Origin of the sequence: Arthrobacter globiformis (genome assembly GCF_046536215.2) — a bacterium.
Lineage (GTDB): Bacteria > Actinomycetota > Actinomycetes > Actinomycetales > Micrococcaceae > Arthrobacter > Arthrobacter globiformis_E.
The window spans coordinates 4,360,974-4,375,653 of sequence record NZ_CM143421.1; the positions used below are offsets into that span (position 1 = coordinate 4,360,974).

General features: G+C 67.5%; 13 protein-coding genes and 1 pseudogene. 11 read left to right on the forward strand and 3 right to left on the reverse strand.

The window, feature by feature from the left end; all coding sequences use genetic code 11:
- The first annotated feature begins 14 nt into the window (after positions 1 to 14).
- The 4 genes and pseudogenes from R5O87_RS19770 to R5O87_RS19785 all read left to right on the forward strand — a co-directional run.
- The gene (locus R5O87_RS19770; protein ID WP_410556695.1) at positions 15 to 794 is read left to right on the forward strand and encodes a demethylmenaquinone methyltransferase; all 780 of its coding nucleotides are present in this window, start codon (positions 15 to 17) and stop codon (positions 792 to 794) included.
- Between the two features lie 4 nt (positions 795 to 798).
- Positions 799 to 2,133: a geranylgeranyl reductase family protein gene (locus R5O87_RS19775; protein WP_410556581.1), complete on the forward strand. Its 1,335-nt coding sequence runs from the start codon at positions 799 to 801 to the stop codon at positions 2,131 to 2,133.
- A gap of 9 nt (positions 2,134 to 2,142) precedes the next feature.
- Positions 2,143 to 3,243: a polyprenyl synthetase family protein gene (locus R5O87_RS19780; RefSeq protein ID WP_410556580.1), complete on the forward strand. Its 1,101-nt coding sequence runs from the start codon at positions 2,143 to 2,145 to the stop codon at positions 3,241 to 3,243.
- Positions 3,244 to 3,700: 457 nt separating this feature from the next.
- Positions 3,701 to 4,444 (forward strand): annotated as a pseudogene (locus R5O87_RS19785) (type IV toxin-antitoxin system AbiEi family antitoxin domain-containing protein); the annotation flags it as partial.
- 189 nt (positions 4,445 to 4,633) lie between these two features.
- Here the strand turns inward: R5O87_RS19785 and R5O87_RS19790 are convergent.
- A complete protein-coding gene (locus tag R5O87_RS19790; RefSeq protein ID WP_410556579.1) occupies positions 4,634 to 5,056 on the reverse strand; it encodes a hypothetical protein in 423 nt (140 codons plus the stop codon).
- Positions 5,057 to 5,070: 14 nt separating this feature from the next.
- Positions 5,071 to 5,742 (reverse strand): trimeric intracellular cation channel family protein, encoded by a 672-nt coding sequence (locus R5O87_RS19795; RefSeq protein WP_410556578.1) that lies wholly within the window; start codon positions 5,740 to 5,742, stop codon positions 5,071 to 5,073.
- A 60-nt stretch (positions 5,743 to 5,802) separates the two neighbouring features.
- Here R5O87_RS19795 and R5O87_RS19800 point away from each other — a divergent pair, with 60 nt between their 5' ends.
- From R5O87_RS19800 to R5O87_RS19820, 5 genes are all read left to right on the forward strand, one after another.
- The gene (locus tag R5O87_RS19800; RefSeq protein ID WP_410556577.1) at positions 5,803 to 6,588 is read left to right on the forward strand and encodes a sirohydrochlorin chelatase; all 786 of its coding nucleotides are present in this window, start codon (positions 5,803 to 5,805) and stop codon (positions 6,586 to 6,588) included.
- 155 nt (positions 6,589 to 6,743) lie between these two features.
- Positions 6,744 to 8,483: a nitrite/sulfite reductase gene (locus R5O87_RS19805; protein WP_462836341.1), complete on the forward strand. Its 1,740-nt coding sequence runs from the start codon at positions 6,744 to 6,746 to the stop codon at positions 8,481 to 8,483.
- Positions 8,480 to 9,196, forward strand: coding sequence for a phosphoadenylyl-sulfate reductase (locus R5O87_RS19810; RefSeq protein ID WP_410554929.1), 717 nt, complete (start codon positions 8,480 to 8,482; stop codon positions 9,194 to 9,196). The genes R5O87_RS19805 and R5O87_RS19810 overlap by 4 nt, the downstream gene beginning before the upstream one ends.
- Entirely contained in the window at positions 9,193 to 10,140 is a 948-nt protein-coding gene (gene cysD / locus R5O87_RS19815; protein ID WP_314194858.1) for a sulfate adenylyltransferase subunit CysD, read from the forward strand. The genes R5O87_RS19810 and cysD overlap by 4 nt, the downstream gene beginning before the upstream one ends.
- Positions 10,140 to 11,561: a sulfate adenylyltransferase subunit 1 gene (locus R5O87_RS19820; RefSeq protein WP_410554928.1), complete on the forward strand. Its 1,422-nt coding sequence runs from the start codon at positions 10,140 to 10,142 to the stop codon at positions 11,559 to 11,561. Before cysD ends, R5O87_RS19820 begins: the two co-directional genes overlap by 1 nt.
- A gap of 90 nt (positions 11,562 to 11,651) precedes the next feature.
- Here R5O87_RS19820 and R5O87_RS19825 read toward each other — a convergent pair whose 3' ends face one another.
- Positions 11,652 to 12,089, reverse strand: a complete 438-nt coding sequence (locus R5O87_RS19825; RefSeq protein ID WP_410554927.1) for an SRPBCC family protein — start codon at positions 12,087 to 12,089, stop codon at positions 11,652 to 11,654.
- A 98-nt stretch (positions 12,090 to 12,187) separates the two neighbouring features.
- Here R5O87_RS19825 and R5O87_RS19830 point away from each other — a divergent pair, with 98 nt between their 5' ends.
- Complete coding sequence (locus R5O87_RS19830; protein WP_410554926.1) at positions 12,188 to 13,354, forward strand: RtcB family protein; 1,167 nt, start codon at positions 12,188 to 12,190, stop codon at positions 13,352 to 13,354.
- A gap of 147 nt (positions 13,355 to 13,501) precedes the next feature.
- Positions 13,502 to 14,635: an ABC transporter substrate-binding protein gene (locus tag R5O87_RS19835; protein WP_410554935.1), complete on the forward strand. Its 1,134-nt coding sequence runs from the start codon at positions 13,502 to 13,504 to the stop codon at positions 14,633 to 14,635.
- The last annotated feature ends 45 nt before the right edge of the window (positions 14,636 to 14,680 follow it).

Sequence of the window (14,680 nt, forward strand, 5' to 3'; positions counted from 1 at the left end):
GAGACAATGACATGGTGAACCGAGCATCCTTGGATAAGCGTCCGGACGAAGTAGCCACGATGTTTGACGACGTCGCACCCAAATACGACGTCGTCAACGATGTCCTCTCGATGGGACAGACGCGCCGCTGGCGCAAGGTTGTGGTCGATGCTATGGATGTCCGGGCCGGCCAGCGGGTGCTGGATCTGGCCGCCGGAACGGGGACCTCCAGCGAGCCATATGCCGATGCCGGCATAAACGTGGTGGCCTGCGACTTCTCCCTCGGCATGCTTAAGGTGGGCAAGCGCCGCCGCCCCGACATCGACTTTATCGCCGGGGACGCCACCAACCTGCCCTTCGCCGACAACACCTTCGACGCCAGCACCATTTCCTTCGGCCTGCGCAACGTCAACGAGCCAAAGAAGGCCCTGGCCGAGATGCTCCGCGTGACCAAGCCGGGCGGCAAGCTGGTCATCGCCGAGTTCTCCCAGCCCGTCGTTCCGCTGTGGCGCACCATGTACACCGAGTACCTCATGCGCGCCCTGCCGGCCATCGCCACCAAGGTCTCCTCCAACCCGGACGCCTACGTCTACCTCGCCGAGTCCATCCGCGCCTGGCCGGACCAGGACCACCTCGCCGCGTGGCTGCAGGAGTCCGGCTGGCAGGACGTCACCTACCGCAACCTGAGCGGCGGCATCGTGGCTGTCCACCGCGCCCACAAGCCACTCACCGGCAACGGCTCGGCGGAAGCCATCGCCGCCCACACCGGCCCGGTGGCCAAGCTGCGCCGCAACCTCCCGCGGACTGCCCGCTGACACTGTGAAAGTACTGATTGTTGGCGCGGGTCCCGCCGGATCCACCGCCGCGTATTACCTCGCCAAAGCCGGCATCGACGTCACGGTCCTGGAAAAGACCAGCTTCCCGCGCGAAAAAGTGTGCGGTGACGGACTCACCCCGCGCGCTGTCCGCGAGATCCAGAAGCTCGGCCTGCCACACCCTGAACAGGACGGCTGGCGCCGGAACAAGGGCCTGCGACTGCTCGCCGGCGGCCGGAGCCTCGAACTGCCCTGGCCGGAGGTGTCCGACTTCCCGCAGTACGGACTGATCCGCACCCGGCTCGGCTTCGACGAGGAACTCGCCCGCCACGCCGAGGCCGCCGGCGCCACCGTGCTGGAACGCCACAGCGTCACCGAGGCCCTGCGCGGCGACGACGGCCGGGTGACCGGCGTGCGCGCGGCAATCCTTGACGAGTCCGGACGGAAGACGGGGGAGACGCTCGACTTCAGTGCCGACGTCGTCCTCGCCGCCGACGGCAACTCCACCCGCACCGCCGTCTCCCTCGGCATCCAGAAGCGTGACGACCGCCCCCTGGGCGTCGCCGTCCGCACCTATTTCCAGAGCCCGCGGCACGACGACGACTGGATGGAAGGCTGGCTGGAACTTCCCGGCCGCGACGGCAAGCTGCTGCCCGGCTACGGCTGGGTGTTCGGCGTCGGCGACGGCACGTCCAACGTGGGTCTCGGCATCCTCAACTCCTCGAAAGAGTTCGGCAAGCTGGACTACAAGCAGGTCCTCCGCGAATGGACCGCCGGCATGCCCGCCGAGTGGGGCTTCACGCCTGAAAACCAGGTGGGCGGGATCCGCGGCGCCGCGCTGCCCATGGGCTTCAACCGCACCCCGCACTACTCACCCGGCCTGCTGCTCCTCGGCGACGCCGGCGGCATGGTGTCCCCGTTCAACGGCGAGGGCATCTCCTACGCCATGGAATCCGCCCGCTTCGCGGCCGAATTCATCATTGATGCCAGCTCCCGTTCCGCTTCCGGCGGCTGGAACGCGTCCGACGCCGACACCCGGCTCGCGGGGTACGCGGACTATGTGCGTGAACAGTGGGGATCCCACTTCACGCTGGGGCGTGCCTTCGCGGCGCTGATCGGCAAGCCCGCCGTCATGAAGCTCGCGCTGCGGACCGGGATGCCCATTCCCGTGCTCATGCGTTTTGTGGTCCGGCTGCTGGCCAACCTGACCGACCCGTCGGCCAAGGGCTTCGAGGACCGCGTGATCCGCGTGCTCGAACTGCTGGTCCCGGCCACCTCCAACTCCTCCGCCCTTGCCCCCTCCGGCTCCAAATCAGCGGTTTCCGCAACAAAAAGTTAGGGTTAACCCGTGACCAACTCCGCGAACCACAGCTGGACGCACGCCGGGCACGGCCTGCCGGACTCTGAACCCAGCCTCAACACCACCGCCATCGCCACCGGACTGCAGCTGCCGGCGGGCTTCGCGGCCATCGCGGAAGACCCCGACCTGGGCCCTGCCCTCACCACCAACCTGGCCCGGGTGGAGAAGAAACTCCGCGAAGCGATCGCCAACTCCGACCCCCTGGCTGACGCAACGTCGCGTCACCTCGTGGAGGCCGGCGGCAAGCGCATCCGCCCCCTGCTGACCCTGCTCTGCGCCCACCTCGGTGACGCGTCGCTGCCCGCCGTGGTGCAGGCCGCCGTCGTGGTTGAGCTGACGCACCTGGCCACCCTGTACCACGACGACGTCATGGACTCCGCGCCCTTCCGCCGCGGCGCCCCCACGGCCCACGAGGTCTGGGGCAACTCCGTGGCCGTCCTCACCGGCGACCTCATCTTCGCCCGCGCCTCCATCCTCGTGTCCGAGCTCGGCTCCCGCGCGCTCGGCATCCAGGCCCGCACCTTTGAGCGGCTGTGCCTCGGCCAGTTGCACGAAACCGTCGGCCCGCGCCCGGACGAGGACCCGGTGGAGCACTACCTGTCGGTGATCGCGGACAAGACCGGTTCGCTGGTGGCGGCCTCCGGCCAGTTCGGCGCCATCTTCTCCGGCGCCGACGAGGCCTACGAGAACGTCCTGGTGGAGTACGGCGAGAAGGTTGGCGTCGCGTTCCAGCTTGCCGACGACGTCATCGACGTTACGGGCGTCAAGGTCAAGTCCGGCAAGTCCCCGGGCACCGACCTGCGCGAAGGCGTGCCCACCCTTCCCGTGCTGCTGCTCCGCAACGCCGCCGCAGACGGTGACCAGTCCGCCGTCGAACTTCTCAAGCTGATCGACGGCGACCTCTCCTCGGACGAGGCCCTCGCCGAAGCAGTCGCAGGGCTGCGCGAGCACCCCGTCACCGCCGAATCCTGGGTGGTGGCCCGCGCCTGGGCGGCCGACGCGATCGCCGCTCTGGACCCGCTGCCCGAAGGTGTTGTGAAGGCCTCGCTGTCCAGCTTCGCGCACGCCGTGGTGGACCGCGCCAGCTAGCTTATTTTGCCTGCAGTAGACCAGGCGAGGAAGGCCCGCCCCCCAAGGTGCCGGGCCTTCCCCGTTTAACCGGCGCTGCCTACGCCCGGTCCTGCATAAACGGAACGGCCCCGGTTCTGTGCAGCGTCACGAGTCATACGCTGCGCGGAACCGGGGCCGTCTCTCCGTTCGCATCAAATCCACCGGAGGCATTCAGTGGACCCAGAAACACTCTATGACAGCTTTGTCACATCTGCAAAATCCCTTGTTAACAGGCGTGTCACAGGGTTTCGTGGCCCAGCGTCAGCCGTCCTGACCTCATTTCGCCCCGGAGGGTAGAGGACACGCCGCAACACGCCCCACTCTGCACCCTCCCGCGCCTGAGAAAAGGTCAGGACGGGAGCGCCGGAGCCGCGAGTTGTCCACATGGCTGAGCTGAAGACTGCCCGTGGCTCCGGTGCACGGCCACCTTTAAGGCATGGACCTTGAACTCTTCCTTGCGCGCCGTGGCGGTGTGGCCAGGAGAAGCGACATCCTGCGCGCCGGTTTCCAGCGGATTCAGCTGGATGCCGCAGTGGCTGCCGGGCGTCTGTACCGCCCACAGCGGGGCGTGTACGCAGTACTCAAGGCGGACCGCGACGTACTGACCGCGTTCAGGGCCAACGGGCGGCTGACGTGCGTCTCGGCCGCACGGTTCTACCGGCTGTGGGTCCTCCATCCGCCGCAGGCCATGCACCTGAGCTGCGGGAACGGCGTGCCCAAGCGGGGAGTTATTGACCATGCGGCGTGCACTCACGAAGCCACGCTGGCCTATCCCGTGGCTGCCTTGGCTGACGTACTCCTGCACGCGCTCAGATGCCTGCCGGAGCTCGAGGCGTTGGTGATGGTGCAGTCCGCCACGGGAACTGGACAGATCTCGGTCAGTTTCCTGCAGAAGAAACTCGTCGGAAACAGGAACGGCCGTGCCCGCGCCGTGCTGGACCTCCTGATTCCCCGGGCAGACTCCGTTCTGGAGGTGCTGGCACATACCCATTTCGTTCGTGCCGGCCTCAAGGTGAGGATGCACGTCAACCTTCCGGGCGTGGGCGAAGTGGATTGCCTGGTGGAGGAATGCCTTGTGGTCGAATTGGATGGATCCAGCCACTTCGAACCCAGACAGATCAAGAAGGATCAGCGGAGAGCTAAAGCGGGCATGCTCGGCGGCCGCCTGACTCTGCGCTATTTCTACGACGACGTGGTGCACCAGCCAATGGCGATGGTGGAGGAGATTCGCACTGTGCTCCGTTTATGGGCAACGGGGCGGGTTCGGGCCGGGCTCCTGGTAGGGCAGCGATCCGCCGTTGTGACCCTCTTTGCCGGGCGCAGGGCGGTCAAACAAGGTCGGGACGGAGAAGGGAAAGCAGCGAGGAACCTAGTCCTCGTCGTTGAAGGCCCAGTCGAACATGTCGAAGACGAACTCCGAGAAGGTGCCTTCCTCGCTCTTCCACTGGCCGCGGGCGTTGTTGCGGCGGTACACGATGGGGTCCGGGATGCTCAGGTCGCCGATGCGGAAGCCCCAGGTGAAGTTTTCTTCCTCGTCCTCGAGGAACATGAGGAAGCCTTCGTCGTCCACTTCGAGTTCCTCGGGGTCCCAGAAGTAGTGGTAGGCCTCCATGAGGTCCTCGCACCCGCCCAGCGCAAGGTAGAACTCGCGCAGCACCAGGGGGATGGTGAACTGGTGTTCGGAGAGCTCCGCGTCCAGCTCCTCGGCGGACAGCCCGTCCTCTTCCTGCCATTCGTCTTCGAGATACTTCGGAACAAGCGCGCGGAACTTCTCGAGGAACATGTCAGTCATGGCTCTTATCCTAGCTAATCCCGGCCCCTCGAATTCCCGGGTTCCAGACCCAGCCGGTGCCACCCCCGGACGGCCAGCGGAATGCGCCACGAGCGGCGCCAGGCGACCACGCGGAACGCGAAGACCAGGGCGGCCACGGCGCCTGCCGAGAAGGGATTGAACGCGCGAAGGTCCCACAAGATCGCGGTGAGGACGGCGCCCGTGAAGGCCGGCAGCGCGTAGAGGTCGCGGGCGTCGAACAGGCGGGGCACCTCGTTGGCCGTGATGTCGCGCAGCAGGCCGCCGCCCACCGCCGTCGTAACCCCGAGCAGCGCCGCGGAGATGGGGTTCATGCCATAGGACAGCGCCTTCAGCGTGCCTGTGATGCAGAACAGGGCCAGCCCCGCGGCGTCGAACAGGGTGAGAAGCGACGTGTAGCGCTGCACGCTGGAAAACAGGAAGTACACCAGCCCGGTGGCCAGCACCGGCGGCACCAGATAGGCCGGGTTGCTGAATGCCGCGGGCGGGCCGGCGCCGAGGATGATGTCGCGGATCACGCCGCCGCCCAGCGAGACCAGGGAGGCGAGCAGGAGGGATCCCATGACGTCGAACTGCTTCCGTGCGGCGAGCAGCGAGCCGGACACCGCGAAAAAGAAGATGCCGGCGAGTTCCAGCCATGCCAGGGCGATGTCAAAAGAGAAGGTCATGGAGCGTCCCGGCATATTTCAAGGGGCGGACAGTGCAGCTCCAACGTTACGCTAGCCCCTATGAATAGCCCGATCCTGATCGCCTGCGCCCATGGAACGTCCAACGCGCAGGGAGCCGCCGAGGTCAACGCCCTCCGTGACGCCATCGCCGCGCTGCGCCCCGGGCTCGATGTCCGCGAAGCGTACGTGGACGTCCAGCAGCCCGATCTGGTGGACGTGGTGGCCGGGCTCCCCCAGGCCTCCGGAGCACCCCAAACCGGGGGCGACGCACAAGCCGCTGGCGTCTCCGCCGTCGTCGTTCCCCTGCTGCTCAGCGTGGGCTACCACGTGAAGGTGGACATCGCGAAGGCTGTTAAGAGCCGGCCGGGCACGGTGGCCGCGGCGCCGCTGGGGCCCGACCCGCGCCTCGCCGCCCTGCTGGACCAGCGGCTGCGGGAGGCCGGTGTTACGGACAACGATTCGATCGTCCTCGCCGCTGCGGGCTCCTCCAACCCGAACGCCGCGGTCAGCGTCGAGGAGCTGGCCGGCCAGCTGCGGGCACTGCGCTCCAACCGGATCGTGCCCGCGTATGGTGCCTCGGCCAAGCCGTCGGTGCCGGAAGCCGTGGCCATGCTCCGTGAGGAAGCCGCGGGCGGCGCCGGCGCGGGGGAGTCTGCCGGGGGAGTGAGCGTGGGCGGCCGCGTGGTGGTGGCCTCGTACCTCCTGGCGCCGGGCTTCTTCCACGACCAGCTCGCCAAGGCCGGGGCGGACCTGGTGACCGAGCCGCTGCTGCCCTCGCCTGTGCTCGCGGAGATCGCGCTGGAACGGTACGACGCCGCGCTGGCGGCCCACGCCGTCAGGTCCTAAAAAGACTCCTGAAAGCGCCGGGGAGCACGTAGCCGGAAGCACAGCCGGCGGCGCCGTTCAAGGCCTCCCGGCGAGTCATGACGAAATGTTTCCTTAGGTGACTTAGCATTTCCGGGCCTTTGTGACGTATTTCGGCGCGGCCCTACAGTCGATGCATGACTGATACAGCTCTAGCCGGAGCGTCCACGGACAAGCCCGCGCGCCCCGCCCGTGCCTCCCGCCCCGCCGCCAAGCCCCACGGACAGTGGAAGGTGGACGGAACCACCCCGCTTAACGCCAACGAAACCTGGAAGCAGGAAGACGACGGCCTCAACGTCCGCGAGCGTATCGAGTCCATCTACGCCAAGGAAGGCTTCGACGCCATTCCCGGCCAGGACCTGCACGGCCGTTTCCGCTGGTGGGGCCTGTACACCCAGCGCAAGCCCGGGATCGACGGCGGCAAGACCGCAACGCTGGAGCCGCACGAGCTTGAGGACAAGTACTTCATGCTCCGCGTCCGGATCGACGGCGGTGCGCTGACCACCGAGCAGCTGCGCGTCATCGGCCAGATCTCCGTGGACTTCGCCCGCGACTCCGCCGACCTCACGGACCGCCAGAACATCCAGCTGCACTGGATCCGCGTGGAGGACATCCCCGAGATCTGGCGCCGCCTCGAGAGCAACGGACTCTCCACCACCGAGGCCTGCGGCGACGTTCCGCGTGTCATCCTCGGCTCCCCGGTGGCCGGCATCGCCAAGGACGAGATCATCGACCCCACCCCGCTCATCGAAGAGCTGGGCGAGCGGTTCATCGGCAACCCGCTGCTGTCCAACCTGCCGCGCAAGTACAAGACCGCCATCACCGGCCACCCGAGCCAGGACGTGGTGCACGAGATCAACGACTGCGCCCTGGTCGGCGTCAGGCACCCCGAACTCGGCGTCGGCTACGACCTGTGGGTGGGCGGTGCCCTGTCCACCAACCCGATGCTCGGCAAGCGCCTCGGCGCGTTCGTCACGCCGGAGCAGGCCGCTGACGTGTGGCTCGGCGTCACCAGCATCTTCCGTGACTACGGCTACCGCCGCATGCGCACCAAGGCCCGCCTGAAGTTCCTCCTGGCCGACTGGGGTCCGGAGAAGTTCCGCCAGATCCTCGAGGATGAATACCTCGGCTACAAGCTGGCTGACGGCCCCGCCGCGCCGAAGCCGTCCACCCCGGGCGACCACGTGGGCGTGCACGAGCAGAAGGACGGCAAGTTCTTCATCGGCGCCACCCCCATCGCCGGCCGCCTCTCCGGCGCGCAGCTGGTGAAGCTCGCGGACACCCTCGAGGCCCGCGGTTCCTACCGCCTGCGCACCACCCCGCACCAGAAGATCGTGGTGCTGGACGTGGAGAAGAACGAGGTGGAGCCGCTCGTGGCCGAACTGGACGTCCTGGGCCTGTCCGCCCGCCCGTCCGTGTTCCGCCGCGGCACCATCGCCTGCACCGGCATCGAGTTCTGCAAGCTGGCCATCGTGGAAACCAAGGTCACCGCGGCCACGGCAGTCGCCGAGCTGGAACGCCGCCTGGCTGACCTGACGGAGAGCGGCCAGCTCCCGCAGGCCCTGTCGCTGCACATCAACGGCTGCCCCAACTCCTGCGCCCGCATCCAGACCGCGGACATCGGACTCAAGGGCATGATGCTCCCCACGCCCGACGGCGACCCCACCCCGGGTTTCCAGGTCCACCTGGGCGGGGGGCTGGCTTCCACCGACCGCGAAGAGGCAGGCCTCGGCCGCACCGTCCGCGGCCTGAAGGTCTACGTCGCCGACCTGCCCGACTACGTTGAGCGCGTTGTCCGCAAGTTCGTCGCCGACCGCGCCGAGGGCCAGACCTTCGCGGAGTGGGCACACGCAGCTGACGAGGAGGCACTCCAGTGACGACCGTTCAAGCAAAGCGCTCCAACGAGGAGCTGAAGGCCCTGGCTGAAGCCGGCGCCGCCGAGCTCGGCTGGGACGCCCCGGCCCGCGACGTCATCGCCTGGGTGGAGCGCAACTTCGACATGCCCGCCGTCGCCGTCGCCTGCTCCATGGCCGACGCCGTCCTGCCGGCCCTGGTCGCCGACCAGCTTCCCGGCGTCGACGTCCTGTTCCTGGAGACCGGCTACCACTTCCCGGAAACCTACGCCACGCGCGACGAGGTGGCCGCGAACCTCCGCGTCAACGTGGTGGACGTGCTCCCCGAGAACACCGTGGAGCAGCAGGACCGGCTCCTGGGCAAAGACCTGTTCGCCCGCGACGCCGCCCAGTGCTGCGCCCTCCGCAAGGTGGCCCCGCTGCAGCGCACCCTTGCCGGCTACGAACTGTGGTTCACCGGCGTCCGCCGCGACGAGGCCCCCACCCGCACCAACACCCCGCTGGTGACCTGGGATGACAAGAACGGCCTGGTTAAGGTCAACCCGATGGCCGCCTGGACGTTCGACCAGCTGGTCCAGTACTCCGACGACAACCTCCTGCCCGTCAACCCGCTCCTGTCCCAGGGCTACCCGTCGATCGGATGCCAGCCCTGCACCCGCAAGGTAGCTCCCGGCGAGGACCCCCGCGCCGGCCGCTGGGCAGGAACCAACAAGACAGAATGCGGACTACACGTATGAGCACTTTCCTAACTGAGGAGACCACCCTGGTGACCGACGCAGCTGCCTCAACGCGCCTCTCCAGCCTGGACACCCTCGAATCCGAAGCGATCCACATCATCCGCGAGGTTGTTGCCGAGTTCGAGAAGCCGGCGCTGCTGTTCTCCGGCGGCAAGGACTCTGTGGTCATGCTGCACCTGGCCACCAAGGCGTTCTGGCCGGGCAAGGTCCCGTTCCCGGTGCTGCACGTGGACACCGGCCACAACTTCCCCGAGGTCATCGACTTCCGCGACCGGACCGTAGAGCGGCTGGGACTGAAACTCGTCGTCGGCTCCGTCCAGGAGTTCATCGACCGCGGCGAGCTTGCCGAGCGTGCCGACGGCACCCGCAACCCGCTGCAGACCGTTCCCCTGCTGGACGCCATCCAGTCCAACAAGTTCGACGCCGTCTTCGGCGGCGGCCGCCGCGACGAGGACAAGGCCCGCGCCAAGGAGCGCATCCTGAGCCTGCGCGACGAGTTCGGCCAGTGGGACCCACGCAACCAGCGCCCCGAGCTGTGGAACCTGTACAACGGCCGGCACACCGTGGGCCAGCACGTCCGTGCCTTCCCCATCAGCAACTGGACCGAGCTGGACGTGTGGCGCTACATCGAGCGCGAAAACATCGAACTTCCGGGCCTGTACTACGCCCACGAGCGCGAGGTCTTCGCCCGCGACGGCATGTGGCGCGCGGTGGGCGAGGTGTCCCAGCCGCTGCCGCACGAGGAAGTCATCACCAAGACCGTCCGCTACCGGACCGTGGGTGACATGTCCTGCACCGGCGCCGTTGAGTCGGCCGCCGCCACCGTGCGCGACGTCGTGATCGAAGTTGCCGCCTCCACCATCACCGAACGTGGCGCCACCCGTGCGGATGACCGCATCTCCGAGGCCGCCATGGAAGACCGCAAGAAGGACGGCTACTTCTAATGACTACCGACATTGACACCGCCCGCGCCGCGGCCCTCCTGGACGAGGCCCCGCTCGCGTCCGCCTCGCTGTTCCGCTTCGCCACCGCAGGATCGGTCGACGACGGGAAGTCCACCTTGGTGGGCCGCCTCCTGCACGACTCCAAGGCCATCCTCGCCGACCAGCTCGACGCCGTTGCCCGCACCTCCGCGGACCGCGGCTTCGGCGGCTCGGCCGGCGGCATCGACCTCGCCCTACTGACCGACGGCCTGCGTGCCGAGCGCGAGCAGGGCATCACGATCGACGTCGCCTACCGCTACTTCGCGACGGACCGCCGCAGCTTCATCCTCGCGGACTGCCCCGGGCACGTGCAGTACACCAAAAACACGGTGACCGGCGCGTCCACCGCGGATGCCGTCGTCGTGCTCATTGACGCCCGCAAGGGTGTCCTGGAGCAGACCCGCCGGCACCTGTCCGTGCTGCAGCTGCTGCGCGTGGCGCACGTGATCGTGGCTGTGAACAAGATCGACCTCGTGGACTTCAGCGAGACCGTCTTCCGCGACATCGAAGCCGACGTGCAGCGGGTGGGCCGCGAGCTGGGCCTCGGTTCCGACGGCATCGCCGACCTGCTGGTGGTTCCGGTTTCCGCGCTCGACGGCGACAACGTGGTGGAGCGCTCGGTGCGCACCCCCTGGTACACCGGCCCGGCGCTGCTCGAGGTGCTCGAGACGCTGCCCGCCGCCGATGAACTCGAAAGCCACCTGGAGAGCTTCCGCTTCCCCGTGCAGCTGGTCATCCGGCCGCAGGGCGCGCTGGCGCCGGACGCTGTTGCTGGCGGGCTCGACGTCGAGGAATACCGCGACTACCGTGCCTACGCCGGGCAGATCACCGAGGGGTCCGTCAAGGTGGGGGACCAGGTCAGCGTGCTGACCCCCGGCCAGGACCCGCGCACCACCACGGTCATCGGCATCGACTTCGCCGGCGCCTCGCTGGAGGAAGCCTCCGCCCCGCAGTCGGTGGCGGTCCGCCTGGCCGACGAGTTCGACGTCGCCCGCGGTGACACCATCGCCGCCGCAGGCACCGTCCGCGAAAGCTCAGCCGACCTGTACGCCCAGCTGTGCTGGCTGTCCCCGAAGCCGCTCCGTGAGGGCGCCAAGGTCCTGGTCAAGCACGGCACCCGCACCGTGCAGGCCCTGGTCCGCAGCGTGAACGGCAAGCTGGACCTGGCCACCTTCAACCTCGAGGGTGCCTCCAGCCTGGAGCTCAACGACATCGGGCACGCGCAGCTCCGGCTCGCCGCCCCGCTGCCGCTCGAGAACTACCTGCACCACCGCCGCACGGGCGCGTTCCTGGTGATCGACCCGCTCGACGGCAACACCCTCGCCGCTGGCCTGGTCAAGGACCACCCGGGCGACCACGAGGATGAGCGCTACTCGATCTGATCGCTCAATTCGCCGGAAACCTGCGAGGCCGCCGTATATCCGTACGGCGGCCTCGCTGTGTTCCGGCGATTTCGTGTTGCGGCGCGGACGTCAGGCGCCGGCTTCGAGGATCGACTTGAGCTTGTGCAGGTCCTTGCGTGTGGCCCTGCGGATCATTGGCGGCATGAACAGTCCGGCGAGCCGCGAGAAACCGGACGGCTGGCCGCTGTTGCCCAAGGTCATCCGGGTTCCGCCGCTGACTTCCGCCCACGTGTAGGTGGTCTGCATGGGAAAGGGGCCCTGGGCGGTCCGCATCACCAGCTTCTCGCCCGGCACGTACTCGACGAACTCGTAGGTGTAGTTCAGGTCCCGGCCCAGGAACTTGGCGGTGAAATCAACCTTGGATCCGACGTCGATCGGTCCGGTTGTCAGCCGCTGTGAAGAGTGGATGTTGTCGTACCACTGCGGGGCGTTGTCCGGGTTCGCCGCATACTCGGCCACCTCGTCCCGGCGCCTCCGTATCAGGATCTCTGTCTGAACGTTCACCATGCTGGCATCTCCTATGTGCGGGGCTCGCCGTTTGTGCGGGGGCCGGGGTTTAGCCTAGGACTTACGTTAGTCCTCGTTCATCCAGTGGGAGGCGAAGCATGGAATCCATCACCAGCCGGCTCATCAACTGGGCGTCGATCCTGGACGACAAGACCCGCGAACAGGCCCTGACCACCTCCCGCCTGCCCTTCATCTACCCGCACCTGGCCCTGATGCCGGATGCGCACCTCGGCAAGGGCGCAACGGTGGGGTCCGTCATCCCGACGCTCGGCGCGATCATTCCGGCCGCCGTCGGGGTGGATATCGGCTGCGGCATGATTGCGGTGCGGACCCAGTACACCCTCAAAGAGCTGCCGCGGGACCGCAAGCCGCTGCGGGAGAGCATCGAGCGGGCCATCCCGCTGTCCGCCGGCCACAACAACCGCAGGGTGACGGCCACCGCGGAGCCGCGCATCGCCGAACTGCACAGGCGGGCCGAGAAGGCCGGGTTCAACCCTGCGCAGTACGTGGCGAAATGGGAACTGCAGCTTGGCTCGCTTGGGTCCGGCAACCACTTCATCGAGGTCTGCACCGACGAGACCGACGCCGTCTGGCTGTTCCTGCACTCCGGTTCACGCGGCGTCGGCAACAAGATCGCCCAGCACCACATTGAGGTGGCGCAGGGCGTGGCGCGCGACAAGCGCATTACCCTGGAGGACCGGGACCTGGCCTACCTCGAGGAGGGCACGCCGCAGTTCACCCGGTACATCAAGGAGCTGCGCTGGGCCCAGCACTTCGCCCTGCTGAACCGCGAGGAGATGATGGACCGCGTGATCCGGCAGTTCAGCGACTGGGTGGGCGGAACGGTCAAGGAGACGGAGCGGATCAACTGCCACCACAACTTCACCCAGCAGGAGACGCATTACGGAAAGTCGGTCTGGGTGTCGCGCAAGGGTGCCATCAAGGCCGAAACCGGGGACCCCGGCCTGATTCCCGGATCCATGGGGACGGCGTCATATGTCGTCGAGGGACTCGGCAACACGGCTTCGCTGAACTCTTCGCCGCACGGGGCCGGCCGGGAGTATTCGCGTAACGCTGCGCGGAAGGCGTTCTCGCTGGCCCAGCTGAAGGAGGCCATGCACGGCATCGAGTTCCGGGCCACCGAGGCGTTCATCGACGAGATCCCGGCAGCCTACAAGCCCATCGACCAGGTCATGCGCGACGCCGCCGACCTGGTGAAGGTACGGCACCGGCTGCGCCAGCTGGTCAATGTCAAGGGGGACTGACCCCGAAATTCCACGGGCCCGCGAGTAGGCGGATTTATGTGGCTGAATGTGACGTTGCATGAACCTGCGTGACCCCGGGTTTCCGCTCCGTTGAACCCTGTTTACGCCAGTCCCTATGGTGAATCCATGAGTACTCCCAGGCCGGGCATGACCCGCATTGTGGCCGGCGAAAGCCAGACGCCCAAGCGCCGCCGCGCCCTGGAAGTGGCGTTGGCTGTCGGCCTCGTCCTGCTGATCAGCGTGGGTGCGGTTGTTGCGTCGGCAGTGGCCCGGGATTCCAATGCCTCGGCGGCCCCTGACGCGGCGGGCACCCCCGCGGCCGAGCTGAAGCTAGGCTACTTCGGCAACATCACGCACGCCCCGGCGATGGTCGGCGTCCAGAAGGGCTTCATCGCCAAGAGCCTGGGCGACACGAAGCTGAGCACGCAGGTGTTCAACGCCGGTCCGGCCGCCATCGAGGCGCTGAATGCCGGCGCCATTGACGCCACGTACATCGGTCCGAACCCGGCCATCAATTCTTTCGTCAAGAGCAAGGGCGAGTCCGTCAGCGTGATCGCCGGCGCAGCCTCGGGCGGCGCGCAGCTGGTGGTCAAGCCGGAGATCAAGTCCGCCGCGGATTTGAAGGGCAAGACCCTGGCCTCGCCGCAGCTGGGCGGCACCCAGGATGTGGCGCTCCGCGCCTGGCTGGGCAAGCAGGGTTACAAGACCACTCCCGACGGCGGCGGGGACGTTGCGATCAACCCCACCGAAAACGCGCAGACCTTGAAGCTGTTCCAGGACGGCAAGCTCGACGGCGCGTGGCTGCCTGAGCCGTGGGCCTCCCGTCTGGTGCTCCAGGCCGGCGCGAAGGTCCTGGTGGACGAGAAGGACCTGTGGGACGGGTCGCTGACCGGCAAGCCTGGTGAGTTCCCGACCACCATCCTGATCGTGAACAAGAAGTTCGCCGCGGAGCACCCGCAGACCGTGGAAGCGCTGCTCAAGGGCCACGTCGAGGCCGTGAAGTGGCTCAACGACGCACCGGCCGCCGAGAAGGCCGCCGTGGTCAACGCCGCCCTCAAACAGGACGCCGGCAAGGCACTGGCACAGAACGTCATTGACCGCTCGCTTAAGAACATTACGTTCACCGTGGACCCGCTGGCAGGAACGTACAAGAAGCTGCTGCAGGACGGCGTGGATGCCGGCACCACGAAGCAGGCCGACCTCAACGGCCTCTTTGACCTCCGGGCGCTGAATTCAGTGGCCACCGAGAAAACCACAGCTGCAGGGCTGGGCCAGGACTAGCCCGAGCCGCATCTGCACCGCCGCATATAACGCACCACGAACAAA